9 protein-coding genes are annotated in these 11,634 nt (G+C 72.5%); 4 read left to right on the top strand and 5 right to left on the bottom strand.

Going from position 1 to position 11,634, the window contains the following annotated elements; genetic code table 11:
* Positions 1-10: 10 nt before the first annotated feature.
* Complete coding sequence (locus ACWGJ5_RS09820; RefSeq protein WP_453309218.1) at positions 11-865, bottom strand: helix-turn-helix transcriptional regulator; 855 nt, start codon at positions 863-865, stop codon at positions 11-13.
* A gap of 123 nt (positions 866-988) precedes the next feature.
* On the opposite strand from ACWGJ5_RS09820, the gene ACWGJ5_RS09825 reads away from it, so the two are divergent.
* Complete coding sequence (locus ACWGJ5_RS09825) at positions 989-1,843, top strand: NAD-dependent epimerase/dehydratase family protein (RefSeq protein WP_453309219.1); 855 nt, start codon at positions 989-991, stop codon at positions 1,841-1,843.
* A gap of 59 nt (positions 1,844-1,902) precedes the next feature.
* On the opposite strand, the gene ACWGJ5_RS09830 is transcribed toward ACWGJ5_RS09825, so the two are convergent.
* Genes ACWGJ5_RS09830 through ACWGJ5_RS09845 form a run of 4 tightly spaced genes read right to left on the bottom strand, consistent with a single transcriptional unit; the run spans position 1,903 to position 5,920 of the window.
* Positions 1,903-3,156: an MFS transporter gene (locus ACWGJ5_RS09830; RefSeq protein WP_453309220.1), complete on the bottom strand. Its 1,254-nt coding sequence runs from the start codon at positions 3,154-3,156 to the stop codon at positions 1,903-1,905.
* Positions 3,157-3,166: 10 nt separating this feature from the next.
* The gene (locus tag ACWGJ5_RS09835) at positions 3,167-4,489 is read right to left on the bottom strand and encodes a GH1 family beta-glucosidase (protein WP_453309221.1); all 1,323 of its coding nucleotides are present in this window, start codon (positions 4,487-4,489) and stop codon (positions 3,167-3,169) included.
* 57 nt (positions 4,490-4,546) lie between these two features.
* Complete coding sequence (locus tag ACWGJ5_RS09840; protein ID WP_453309222.1) at positions 4,547-4,813, bottom strand: protealysin inhibitor emfourin; 267 nt, start codon at positions 4,811-4,813, stop codon at positions 4,547-4,549.
* 36 nt (positions 4,814-4,849) lie between these two features.
* On the bottom strand, positions 4,850-5,920 hold the full coding sequence (locus ACWGJ5_RS09845) for a M4 family metallopeptidase (protein WP_453309223.1): 1,071 nt from the start codon (positions 5,918-5,920) through the stop codon (positions 4,850-4,852).
* 358 nt (positions 5,921-6,278) lie between these two features.
* Here ACWGJ5_RS09845 and leuA point away from each other — a divergent pair, with 358 nt between their 5' ends.
* The 3 genes from leuA to ACWGJ5_RS09860 all read left to right on the top strand — a co-directional run bounded on the left by leuA (position 6,279) and on the right by ACWGJ5_RS09860 (position 11,600).
* On the top strand, positions 6,279-8,000 hold the full coding sequence (leuA, locus tag ACWGJ5_RS09850; protein WP_453309224.1) for a 2-isopropylmalate synthase: 1,722 nt from the start codon (positions 6,279-6,281) through the stop codon (positions 7,998-8,000).
* A 185-nt stretch (positions 8,001-8,185) separates the two neighbouring features.
* Positions 8,186-8,881, top strand: a complete 696-nt coding sequence (locus tag ACWGJ5_RS09855) for a TerB family tellurite resistance protein (protein WP_453309225.1) — start codon at positions 8,186-8,188, stop codon at positions 8,879-8,881.
* Between the two features lie 649 nt (positions 8,882-9,530).
* Entirely contained in the window at positions 9,531-11,600 is a 2,070-nt protein-coding gene (locus ACWGJ5_RS09860; RefSeq protein WP_453309226.1) for an MMPL family transporter, read from the top strand.
* Positions 11,601-11,634 lie beyond the last annotated feature (34 nt).

Below are 11,634 nucleotides of genomic sequence, written 5' to 3' on the forward strand. Positions count from 1 at the left end.
CCCCGGGGGGCTAACCGACGGCATCCTGGGGGGTCATGTCCTGCAGCCCCACCACCCTCAGCAGTTGCAGCCGCTCGTGGGAGTCCGTGCCCGGGCGGGCTGTGTGGAGGATGAGGTGGTGGCGGTGGTCGTCGGTCAGGAGGACCTCGCAGTCGAGTTCGAGGAGGCCCACCACCGGGTGCCGGAAACGCTTCGTCGTGCTGCGGCGCACCGCCACCTCGTGTTCGTCCCAGAGGCGGGCGAACTCCTCGCTGGCGGCGCGGAGTTCGGCCACCAGGGCGGCCGGTTCGGGGTCGCCGGGGCGGGCGGCGGCCACCGCGCGCAGGTTCGCCACGTGCTGCCGCGCGTGGTCCGGCACGTCCTCCGGTGGGAGGAGGCCGCGCCCCGCCGGGTCCAGGAAGAAGCGGCGGACCAGGTTGCGTTCGCGCGGCGGACGGGCCAGCGCGTCGCCCGAGAGAGCCCTGGACATCGCGTTCTGCGCCAGGACCTCCCCGCAGTCCGTCACCACGAGCGCCGGCGCGTCGTGCAGCCGGTCCAGCACCAGCAGCAGCCCGGGCCGGACGTGGGCGGAGGCCGTCTCCCGGCGGGGCGGCTCCTCGCCCGCCAGGTGGAAGAGGTGGTCCCGCTCGTCGTCGGTCAGGCGCAGCGCCCGGGCCAGTGCCGTGAGCATCTGGCGGGACGGGCGCGGGCCCCGGCACTGTTCCAGCCGGGTGTAGTAGTCGACCGACATGCCGGCCAGCGACGCCACCTCCTCCCGCCGCAGGCCCGGGGTACGGCGGCGGGCGCCGGGAGTGAGGCCCACATCGGTCGGGTCCAGGCGGGCACGGCCGCGGCGCAGGAAGTCGGCGAGTTCGGCTCGGTTCACCTCTTCAGGGTGGGGCAGCGGGCGGGGGTTATCCAGGGAGTGCCGGTCCCCTGATCGGGAGGTCTCTCCCGGCCCGCGCGACACGGTCCGACAGTGGTGGCACCAGGTCGAGAGGAGCAGAAGATGCTGACATTGGTGACGGGCACCACGGGACAGGTCGGCCGGCGCTTCGTGCCGAGGCTGCTGGCGCAGCGGCAGCCCGGCGAACAGGTACGGGTCCTGGTGCGGGACGCGACGCGCGGCGAGGCCTTCGCGGAGCTGGGCGCGCAGGTCGCCGTCGGTGATCTGCGGGACGACGAGACGCTCGGCAAGGCGCTCGCCGGGGTGGACGCGGTCGTGAACATCGCGGCGTCCTTCCGCGGGGTGCCGGACGAGGAGGCGTGGGCCGTCAACCGGGACGCGGCCGTGGCCCTGGGCCGCGCCGCACTGGCCTCGGGCGTGCGGCGCTTCGTGCAGGTCAGCACGGGGCTGGTGTACGGCGTCGGGCGGGGCCGCCCGCTGACCGAGGACGACGAGACCCGGCCCGGCGGCGCGATGTGGGGCGCCTATCCCGAGTCCAAGGCGGCGGCCGAACGGGAACTGCTCGCACTGAAGGACATGGAGGTCCGGGTGGCCCGGCTGCCCTTCGTCTACGGCGAGGGCGATCCGCACCTGGCCCAGTCCCTGCGCTGGGCCACGCACTGGGCGCCCACCCAGCGGCTGCACATGGGCCACCACGCCGACGTCGCCCAGGGGCTGTTGCGCCTGCTGTACGCACCGGCGGTGAGCGGCCCGGTCTACAACATCGCCGACGACGCCCCGGTCACGGCGGTCGAGCTGCACCAGCTCAACGGCGTCGAGCCGCCCGCCGACCTGCACACCCGGACCGACCCCGACCCGTGGCTGGGGATCATGTCCACCCGGAGGATCCGCCGGGACCTCGGATTCCGGCCCCTCCACCCGACCGTCTGGGCCGCCCGCGACGCCGGAGCCCTCTGAGTCCTCTGAGCCCTCTGAGCCCATTGAGGCCGCTGAGCCACCTGGCCGACCTGAGCCGCCTAGTCGACTCCCCTGATCCGCCCCACCAGCACCGCCCCCGCCAGCCCGATCACCGCCGCCACCAGGTACAGCACCCGGTAGCCGCCCAGGTAGGTCACGATCGGCGCGGCCAGCGCGGGGGCGGCCACCTGGGGCAGGGCGTTGGCCACGTTGATGACTCCCAGATCCTTGCCCCGGTCCAGCGCCTTCGGCAGGACGTCCGTCATCAGCGCGAAGTCGACCGAGGTGAACACGCCGAAGCCGACGCCCAGCACGGCCGCCGCCACGATCGCTCCGGGCCAGGTCTGCCAGCCGGCCAGGGCCGCCGTCGCCACCGCCATCAGCACGCCCGACCAGACGACGAACGGCTTGCGCCGGCCCACCCGGTCCGACCAGAGACCGCCCGCGACGACCGTCGCCACCAGGGTCAGGCTGTTGACCGCCGTCAGCACGAGCACACCCTGGCCGGGGTCGGGGCGGTGCAGGCGGTCGCGCAGGTAGTACAGCAGGTACAGCAGCACCAGCGCATTGCTGAGGTTGATCAGGAACCGGGTCAGCCAGGCCCAGCCCAGGTCCGGATACCGGCGCGGGCTCAGCCAGAAACCCGCGAGGAAGCCGCGCCAGGCCCAGGGCGGGCGGTCCTGCGGTGACAGCCGCAGGTCGTCGTGGCGCAGCACGTACGGCAGCACGCCCGCCGCCGTGAACACCGCGCACGCCGCATACCCGGCCCCGGTCCCGCCGGCCACGGTCGCAAGTCCCGTGCCGCCGACCACGCCCAGGATCTGCGCCGCCCCCAGCCAGCCGCCCACAGCGCCCCGCTGGAGCCGGGGCACCCGGTCCGGTACGGCCGCCGTCACTGCCGCGAACGCCGCGTTCAGCGTGAGCTGCACCAGGCACCAGCCCACCGCCATGGACCACACCCCGCCCGCCCGCGCGAGCAGCAGCAGGGACAGCGCGCCGCCCGCCGCCCCGGCCACGATCCACGGCGTACGGCGGCCGGGCCGGGCGGTCGTACGGTCGGACAGGGCGCCGAAGAGCGGGTTGGCGAGCAGGGAGACCACCGCGCCGGCGCCGGTCACCCAGGCCAGCATCGTCTCCTTGGACATCCCGGAGCCGGGTGCGAAGTCCCCCGCCTGGGAGGCGAGCAGGATCTGCAGCGGGCCGAACCAGCCGGCCCAGATCGCCCCGTTGGCCAGCGAGAGCGCCGCCGTCCAGCCCCGGCCGACCGGTTCGACGGGCTCGGCGAGGGCCGCCGAGGCGCGGACCGTGGTCATCTCCGTGCCGTCATCTCTGCGCCCGGAGCACGTCCCGGAACCAGTGGTAGGAGGCCTTGGGCGTGCGCTGCAGCGTCTCGTGGTCGACGTGCACCAGGCCGAAGCGCCGCTGATAGCCCTCGGCCCACTCGAAGTTGTCCATCAGGGACCACACGAAGTAGCCGCGCACGTCGACGCCCGCCTCCAGCGCCGTGTGCAGGGCGCGGATGTGCGAGTCCAGGTAGGCGATGCGGTCCTGGTCGTCGAGGCCGTCGTAGGAGCAGCCGTTCTCGGTGATGACGACCGGCGGGAGCCTGTCGCCGTAGGTCTCGCGGAAGCCGCACAGCAGCTCGGTGAGGCCCTCCGGGACGACCGGCCAGCCGAAGTCGGTCACTGGGCGGCCCTCGATCTCCCGGACGGAGAAGGGAAGTTCGGCGGGCAGCGCCAGACCGCCGTACTCGCTGTCGGTGCCGCCGGGTGCCCCCACCCGGGTCGGCGCGTAGTAGTTGATCCCGTACCAGTCGACCGGTTCGGCGATGACCTTCAGGTCCGCCGCGACGTCCCCCGGCATCAACTCGCCCATCCCGTCCGGGTATTCACCGAGGATGACCGGCTCGGCGAAGAGGCGGTTGAGCAGGACGTCGTAGAAGCCGGCCGCCTCCACGTCGGCCGGTTCGGCGGAGGCGGGCCAGGTGGGGCCGTGGGAGTTGGCGATGCCGATGTCCGTCGCCCCGGCCGCGCGCAGGGCCCGTACCGCGAGACCGTGGGCGAGGAGCTGGTGGTGGGCGACCGGGAGCGCGTCGAAGAGGAGCTGCCTGCCGGGGGCGTGGGCGCCGATGGCGTGGCCCAGGAGGGTGTGCTCGGCGGGTTCGTTGAGGGTGATCCACTTGGTGACGCGGTCGCCGAGCCGCTCGGCCACCACGGAGACGTACTCGGCGAACCGTTCCGCCGTGTCCCGCTGCAGCCAGTCCAGGGAGGCGGGCAGGTCCCAGTGGAAGAGGGTGGGCACGGGGCGTACGCCCGCCGCGCACAGCTCGTCCACCAGGCGGTCGTAGAAGTCCAGGCCGCCGGGTGAGTCGACCCGGGGCCAGGAGACGGAGAAGCGGTACGCGTCCACGCCGAGGCCGGCGAGGAGGGCGACGTCCTCCTGGTGGCGGTGGTAGTGGTCGCAGGCCACCGCCGCCGTCGAACCGTCCTTCACCCGCCCGGGTTCGGCCGTGAACACGTCCCACACGGATTGCTCGCGCTCCTCGGCCGCCCCCTCGATCTGATGGGCCGAGGTCGAGACACCCCACAGGAAGCCGTCCGGGAAGCGGGGTGTCGGGGGCGTCGGGTCGCCTGCGTCAGTCGCCATGCCCGGATCATCCTTACCCCCGGTAACGTAAGTCAACGCCCCCGCGGGAACCGGCGCTCACGCCCCTTCGTTCAGCACCCGGGACACCAACTCCCGGATTTCCTCGGTGAGTCGGGGGTCGGCCGCGTAGACCGTGCGGCCGTCCACGGTGATCTCGTACCGGAAGCCGTCGGGCACGCCGGCCGGCGGGGTCCCCCGGCCGGACGCGAGGACGCGTTCGGCCAGGGCGTGCCACACAGGGGCGTCGGACCGGCCCGAGGTGTCCACCTCGGCCCGGCGCTCGATGCCCGCGAACCCGCCCGTGCGCCTCACCTGAATCCGCATGGGCTCAGTGTCGCAGTACGACAGCGCGTCGCAGTGCTAGAGCGTCCGCACCCCGACCTGTTCCCACGCCTTCTGCACGGCCTGGAGCTCGTCCCCGGCGCCGTACCGCTCCCGCGCCGCCTTCACCGTCAGCGTGGCGAAGTCGGCGAACTGCGCGTCCTGCTTCAGCTCGCCGCCGGTGAGCACGTCGTACCAGACCTGCCCGGCCTTCTCCCAGGAGTGCCCGCCGATCGCCGTGGCGACCAGGCAGAAGGCGTGGTTGGGGATGCCCGAGTTGATGTGCACGCCGCCGTTGTCGCGGCCGGTGCGGACATAGTGGTCCATGGTCGCCGGCTGCGGGTCCTTGCCGAGGTTCGGGTCGTCGTACGCCGTGCCCGGGGCCTTCATCGAGCGCAGCGCGGTGCCGTGGACGTGCGGGGCGAGCAGGCCGGCGCCGATCAGCCAGTCTGCCTCGGCGGCGGTCTGGCCGAGGGTGTACTGCTTGATCAGCGAGCCGAAGACGTCCGAGACCGACTCGTTGAGCGCGCCGGACTGCCCGAAGTACTCCAGGTTCGCGGTGTGCTGGGTGACGCCGTGGGTCAGCTCGTGGCCGATGACGTCGACCGGGATGGTGAAGTCCAGGAAGATCTGGCCGTCGCCGTCGCCGAACACCATCTGCTCGCCGTTCCAGAAGGCGTTGTCGTAGTTCTGGTCGTAGTGGACGGTGGCGTCCAGCGGCAGCCCGTTGTCGTCGATGGAGTGCCGGCCGTACGCCTTCAGGTACAGCTCGAAGGTGGCTCCGAGGCCCGCGTAGGCGCGGTTGACGGTGGCGTCCGAGACCGGGTCGGAACCCTCCGCGCGGACCTTGGTGCCGGGCAGGTCCTGGGTGTGGTGGGCATCGCAGATCGTGCGGTGCGGCTGGTCGGCGGCGGCGCCCGCGGGCGGGGCGACGGAGGGCGCACCGATGACCGTGGTCAGGCGGCGCTTGGTGCGCTGGAAGGCGTCGTGCTCCAGGGACCGGCGGGCCGGGCCGGAGAGCGCGGAGTCCTCGGCCTGCGCGAGCCTGTCGAGGATGTGCGGCGGCACGATCGTGCAGAAGACGGGCTGGAAGCCCCCGTTGGTCGTCATGCCCCGCACCATCGCACTCTGTGACGTCCGTGTCACTAGCAGCCACCATGATTGGTGAAATACCGGGACAGCAAGGCAATGCTTCGTGACGCTGTGGTACGGATGCTGTGGTGCGACGCACTATTTATCCACTTTCTAGTGGGTTTATAGGTGCGGTCCCGCATACTGGGACACGCCCCCCGCGCCGGGGCGGCTCGGCTAGGCTGCGGAGCATCATGCGTTTCGGGCTGCTTCTCCTTAGCTGCCGCGGCGAGGGCCTGTAGACAAGGCCGACTCCCTCCCCGCGGAGCTTGGTGTTGCGTCGTCGGCCGTCCACCGGACCCGCCCACCCGCGGAACCCTCGAGGAGCCACGCAGACATGGCCAACCGCCAGCAGCCCAGTTCCATGCCGATCCACAAGTACGGTCGCTACGAACAGGTGGACATCCCGGACCGCACCTGGCCGGAGCAGCGCATCACCGTCGCCCCCCGCTGGCTCTCCACCGACCTGCGCGACGGCAACCAGGCCCTGATCGACCCGATGTCGCCCGAGCGCAAGCGCCGGATGTTCGACCAGCTGGTGAAGATGGGCTACAAGGAGATCGAGGTCGGCTTCCCCGCCTCCGGCCAGACCGACTTCGACTTCGTGCGCTCGATCATCGAGGAAGAGGGCGCGATCCCCGACGACGTCACGATCTCCGTGCTGACCCAGGCCCGCGAGGACCTGATCGAGCGGACCGTGGAGTCCCTGAAGGGTGCCAAGCGCGCCACCGTCCACCTGTACAACGCGACGGCTCCCGTGTTCCGCCGGGTCGTGTTCCGCGGCTCCAAGGACGACATCAAGCAGATCGCCGTCGACGGCACCCGCCTGGTGACGGAGTACGCCGAGAAGCTGCTGGGCCCGGAGACCGAGTTCGGCTACCAGTACAGCCCGGAGATCTTCACCGACACCGAGCTGGACTTCGCGCTGGAGGTCTGCGAGGCGGTCATGGACGTCTGGCAGCCCGGCCCGGGCCGCGAGATCATCCTCAACCTGCCCGCCACGGTGGAGCGTTCGACCCCGTCCACGCACGCGGACCGCTTCGAGTGGATGAGCCGCAACATCTCCCGCCGCGAGCACGTCTGCATCTCCGTCCACCCGCACAACGACCGCGGTACGGCCGTGGCGGCGGCCGAGCTGGCGCTGATGGCCGGCGCCGACCGCGTCGAGGGCTGTCTGTTCGGGCAGGGCGAGCGCACCGGCAACGTCGACCTGGTCACCCTCGGCATGAACCTGTTCTCCCAGGGCGTCGACCCGCAGATCGACTTCTCCGACATCGACGAGATCCGTCGTACGTGGGAGTACTGCAACCAGATGGAGGTCCACCCGCGCCACCCGTACGTGGGCGACCTGGTCTACACGTCCTTCTCCGGCTCCCACCAGGACGCCATCAAGAAGGGCTTCGACGCCATGGAGGCCGACGCGGCGGCTCGCGGGGTCACGGTCGACGACATCGAGTGGGCGGTGCCGTACCTGCCGATCGACCCCAAGGACGTCGGCCGCTCCTACGAGGCCGTCATCCGCGTCAACTCGCAGTCCGGCAAGGGCGGTATCTCCTACGTCCTGAAGAACGACCACAAGCTGGACCTGCCACGCCGGATGCAGATCGAGTTCTCGAAGCTGATCCAGGCCAAGACGGACGCCGAGGGCGGCGAGATCACGCCGAAGGAGATCTGGGCGGTCTTCCAGGACGAGTACCTGCCGAACCCGGAGAACCCGTGGGGCCGCATCCAGGTCAGGACGGGCCAGTCGACCACGGACACCGACGGCGTGGACACGCTCACGGTCGAGGCGACGGTAGACGGCGAGGACACCGTCCTGACCGGCTCCGGCAACGGTCCGATCTCGGCCTTCTTCGACGCCCTGGAGTCCGTCGGCGTCGACGTACGCCTGCTGGACTACCAGGAGCACACGATGAGCGAGGGCGCCTCCGCGCAGGCCGCCTCCTACATCGAATGCGCGATCGACGGCAAGGTCCTGTGGGGGATCGGCATCGACGCGAACACGACGCGTGCCTCGCTGAAGGCGGTCGTCTCGGCGGTCAACCGCGCCGCCCGCTGACCCGCTCTGACCGGGAGTTTCGGGGCCCCGGCCGCTGTATGCGGCGGCCGGGGCCCCGGCTGTTCTCGGCCATGGGGCCGGTCAGGTCACAGAAAGGTCTCTCACGGGGTACTGACTCAGCCTTGGTGATGTGGCTAACATCACGCCAGCGCCGCGATGTTGCGGCGTCGTTACGGAGGTGCGACGTGCTGCCAGTACGGGGACGAGACGGCCGTGCCACCAGAGCTGTGCGCATTCTGGGCAGCCGCACCGCATGGACACCCGTCGGGGACGGCGAGTTCTTCTGCCCCGGCTGCGGGGGCGACCGCAACTACCAACGGCTCACCGGGCGCCGCAGGCTCACCCTGCTCGGGGTGCCCCTGCTGCCGCGCGGGACGGCCGGGCCGGTCGTGGAGTGCGCCGCGTGCCGCCACCACTACGGCACCGACGTCCTCGACCACCCCACCACGCGCCGCTTCTCCGCGATGCTCCGCGACGCCGTGCACACCGTCGCCCTCGCCGTGCTCGCCGCGGGCGGCACCTCCTCCCGTGCGGCTCTGGAGGCGGCCGCCGGTGCCGTGCGCGCGGCCGGCTTCGACGGCTGCACCGAGGAACAGCTGTCCGCCCTGGTCGAGGCCCTCGAAGCCGACACCGGCCGGGTCCTCGGCGCCGAGTGCGGCACCAGCCTGACCATAGAGCTGCACGAGGCCCTGGACCCCCTCGCCCCGCACCTCGCCCCCGCCGGCCGTGAGTCCCTCCTCCTCCAGGCCGCCCGCATCGCCCTCGCCGACGGCCCCTACACCCCCGCCGAACGCGACGCCCTCACCACGGTCGGCGCGGCCCTGACGATCCGCGCCGACGACGTGACCCGCCTTCTGGCGGCGGCGCGCACACCGTCCTGACGACGCGGGGTGCGAACCGGCCCGGCGTGCGAGAAGGCCGCTGGATCTGAGAAGAGGTCACGGGACCGCGCGGCGCGGGGCTCATGGAGCCGAGGGCCGCGAGGCATGCGGGGGTGCGGGTCGCGAGGCCCACGGGGCACGAGGCGCACGGGGCCGGGGTGCGCGGGTCGCAGGGCGTGTGGGGCTGGGGTGCCTTGGCCAGCGGGGTCGGGGGCCGCAGGGCGTGCGTGACGGGATGCCTCGGCATGCCTGGGCCGGGGTGCGGGGCCGTGAGGGTGCGGGGGCCGGGGGCGCCGACACGCCGGGCCACGGCTGCCTGGAACTTAAGACGCGGGGCCGGAATCTGCGGGCCGGGGTGCGCGGGTCGTAAGGCGTGCGTGGGCCGGGGTGCCTCGGCGTGCGAGGTGGGGGCGCAGGGCGTGGGTGCGCCGATGGCTCGCGGGTGCGCCGGGACAGGTGCGCGGTACTCGAGGCGTGCGGGGGCGGGAGGTGTGGTGCGGGTGGGTACTCCCCGGGGAGTAGTCGGGCCCCCCGGTCACCTTGCGCAGTACCGTCGAACTCGCTCCCGCGCCCGACGATCGGCGTCCCTTTCGCCGGAAGTCTGGAAGCCGTATCCAGACATCCACTGCGGAGGGGAGGCCCGATTTCCATGGGGGCCGCGAAGACACGGAGGACCAGGGGGCTGCCCTGGCTGGTGGTCGGGCTGTGGGCGGTGCTGCTGGCCGTCGCCGGGCCGTTCGCCGTCAAGCTGGCCGACGTCCAGCACGACCGGGCCACCGACTACCTGCCGGCGTCCGCCGACTCCACCCAGGTCGCCAAGCTGCAGGACCGGCTGCCCGGCGGCGAGACCACCGAACTGGTCCTCGTCTACCACCGGGCCACCGGTCTCACCGCCGCCGACCGGACCACGGCAGGGACCCAGGTCGCCGGGATCGCCCACCGGCACCATCTGACCGGAGGCACCCCGCACGGCATTCCGTCCGCCGACGGCACCACCCTGATCTACCCGGTCACCAGCAACGAGCCCGGCACGGACGAGAAGAAGCGGAACACCTTCGTCGACGACGTCCGCCAAGTCGCCCGCGACCAGGGCGGGTTGAGAGTGAAGGTGGGCGGCCCGGCCGCGCTCGCCACCGACGCCTCCGGGGTGTACGCCTCGCTCGGCGGCCCCCTGCTCTACACCACGGTCGCCGTCGTCGCGCTCCTGCTCATCCTCATCTACCGCAGCCCCCTGCTGTGGCTCGTCCCCCTCCTCGTCGCCGGCCTCGCCGACTTCCTCGCCCGCGCCGCCGCCTACGGCCTCAACCAGGCCTTCGGCACCACCGTCTCCGGTCAGAGCGCCGGCATCATGACCATCCTCGTCTTCGGCGCCGGCACCGACTACGCCCTCCTGCTCGTCTCCCGCCACCGCGAGGAACTCCGCCGGCACGAGCGCCCGTACGACGCGATGCGCGCCGCCCTGCGCGGCTGCGGGCCCGCCGTCCTCGCCTCCTCCGGCACGGTCGCCGCCGGACTGCTCTGCCTGCTCGCCGCCGACCTCAACTCCAGCCGCGGCATGGGCCCGCTCGGCACGGTCGGCGTGCTGTGCGCGCTCGCCGCGATGCTGACCCTGCTCCCCGCCGTCCTCGTCCTCCTCGGCCGCCGTGTCTTCTGGCCGCTCGTCCCGGCGTACGGCAGCACGCCCAAGGCCCGCCGGTCCCTGTTCGCGGCTATGGGCTCCTCCGCCGGGCGCCGCCCCCTGACCGTCCTCGCCTCCGGCGCCGTCCTGCTCGGCGCGCTCGCGCTGGGCACCCTGAACCTGCCCGGCGCGATCAAGCAGCTGGACACCTTCGTGCACCGGCCCGAGTCCGTGACCGCCATGGAAACGGTCGCCAAGGCCTACCCCGAGCGGTCCGCGCAGCCCATCGAGGTCATCACCCCGGCCGGCCGCGCCGACAACACCCTCGCGGCCGTCAAGGGCACCAGGGGAGTGGCGGACGCCCGCGAGGTCCGTACTGGCGGCGGCTGGACCGAGATCACGGTGACCGCGTCCGCCCCGCCCCAGTCCGCCGCCGAGACCGCCACCATCGAGGCGCTCCGGCACCGGCTTCCCGGCTCCCACGTCGGCGGGCCCAGCGCCCAGCAGCTCGACCTGAGGGACACAGGCGCCCGCGACCGCCTGGTCGTCGTCCCGATCGTCCTCGCCTCCGTCCTGCTGATCCTGATCGTCCTGCTGCGCTCCCTGGTCGCCCCGCTGCTCCTGGTCGCCGCCGTCGTCGCCGTGTGGGGCGCCGCCCTCGGCCTCGGCGGGCTCGCCTTCGGGCCGCTGTTCGGCTTCCCCGGCACCGACCCCGGTCTCGGCCTGCTGTCCTTCGTCTTCCTGGTCGCCCTCGGCGTCGACTACGGCATCTTCCTGATGCACCGGATGCGGGAGGAGTCGGTCAAGGGCGCCGAACCGACGGCGGCCGCGCTGATCGCCCTGCGCACCACCGGCGGGGTCATCGCCTCCGCCGGGCTGGTGCTCGCGGCCACCTTCGCGGTGCTGACGAACATGGGTCTGGTGCCGCTGGTCGAGCTGGGCTTCGTCATCGCCGTCGGCGTCCTGCTGGACACCTTCCTCGTCCGCACCTACCTGGTGACCAGCGCGAGCGTCGCCCTCGGGCGCAGGGTGTGGTGGCCGGGCCGGCTGTCCCGCCCGGCGCCGGACGCCGACCGGACGCCGGAGCCGGTGAGCGCGTAGCGGAAGATGAATCCCGTGCAGGCAACCGTCACGA

The sequence above is a fragment of the Streptomyces sp. NPDC054783 genome (assembly GCF_053611725.1).